The sequence below is a fragment of the Allobosea sp. genome, assembly GCF_030695125.1.
In the GTDB taxonomy this organism is placed as follows: Bacteria; Pseudomonadota; Alphaproteobacteria; order Rhizobiales; family Beijerinckiaceae; genus Allobosea.
On record NZ_JAUYTP010000072.1, the window covers coordinates 1 to 1,695 of the forward strand.

At 63.4% G+C, this 1,695-nt stretch carries 1 protein-coding gene; it reads left to right on the plus strand.

Annotated elements, in window-relative coordinates; translation table 11 throughout:
* Window positions 1-1,695: hypothetical protein (locus Q8S38_RS21210; RefSeq protein WP_305682330.1), on the plus strand; the 1,695-nt coding region annotated here is incomplete at both ends.

The following is a 1,695-nucleotide window of genomic DNA, read 5'->3' on the forward strand; positions in this document are numbered from 1 at the left end:
GGTTACACGGGCACCTACGACAACCTGCCGCACGGGATCACGGTGACACCCGCGATCTCCGGTTCGGAGATCCGCTACAGCCTGACGGACAGCGATGATCCTGCAGCCTACACGCTGACCTCCAGCCCGACGGCGACGAACGCGACGACAGGCACGACGGTCTACTTCGTGGTGACCAACCCGAACTACAATCCCGTGTTCGGCGAAGATGTCATTACGATCAATAAGAGAACCGTTGCGCTGACGACCTCGAGTGCTTCGCAGATGTACAACGGCAACCCGCTGACAAGCCCCGCGTGGAGCGAGGATGGCGACAGCGAAGGGTTTGTGACCGGACAGGGCTTTGCAACTGCTGCGGCTGACGGCACGATCACCAGCGTCGGCACGGCGAACAACACGTTTGCCTACACGCTGCTGGCGGCAACGAGCGCGGACAACTACACCATCGACGTCACCCAAGGCACGCTGACGGTCACCCCGTCGAACCTGCTCACGGTGGCAGCTTCTGACGTGACCGAGCAATACGACGGCACAGCCTACGGCGTATCCGCGAGCGCAAATGTGCCCGGCGGCACGACGATCCGCTACAGAGAGACCTACAGCAGCGATCCGGCGGCCTACACGCTTGAAACCAGCCCGACGGCCACGCACGTGAGCGAGAGCCGCACGGTCTACTTCGTTGCGACCAACGACAACTACGATCCGGCGTTTGGCAGCGCGGATGTGACGATCACGCCGCGGGCGATCACGCTCACCGGCGCGAGCGAAACCCGCGATTACAACGGAAACCCGCTGACCAACGCAGGCGTTGCGATCGCGGGCGACGGTTTCCTGAGCGGTGAGGGTTACGAGACGCTGCCGACGGCGACGGGCACGATCACGGACGTGGGTTCTGTCACGAACCCCGTTTCGGCTGGCACGCTCAATGCGGCGACCGATCCGGCTGACTACGCGATTACCCCTGTTGCGGGCACGCTGAACGTCACGGCAAAAACCCTGACGGTACAGGCGGACGATCAGCAGATCGACTATCCGGCAGACCGTCCGGCAAACGCAGCGTTGACCTACACACTGGTCGGCGGTGCGGTGCTCGGTGAAACGCCCGCATACAGCGGCGCGCTGGGATATGACGCAAGCCTCGCTGCTGACCCGCTCGCGCCCGACATGTATGAAGACGCGATCGTCAACGGCACGCTTGGACTGCTCAACAACGGCACGTTCAAGGCATCCAACTACACATTGACCGTACTGCCGGGCGACCTTGAAGTCGTCAGCGGCACGTTCACGGTTGAACTCACCGGCGGAAGCTGGACATACGACGGCAACCCGCACACGACGTCGATTACAGGCACCGAACCGACCGACACGATCGAATACTTCGTGCCCGACGGCTCCGGCGGCTGGACAAGCACCGGCACAACGCCGCCGACGGTGACCAATGTTGCCGACGGCCCGCTGACGGTGCGCGTGGTCGTCACACGCCCGGGCTATGAACCGGCGGAGGACTTGACAACACTGACGATCACCCCCGCAGACACGACGGCGGACTCGGAAGGTTACACGGGCACCTACGACAACCTGCCGCACGGGATCACGGTGACACCCGCGATCTCCGGTTCGGAGATCCGCTACAGCCTGACGGACAGCGATGATCCTGCAGCCTACACGCTGACCTCCAGCCCGACGGCGACGAAC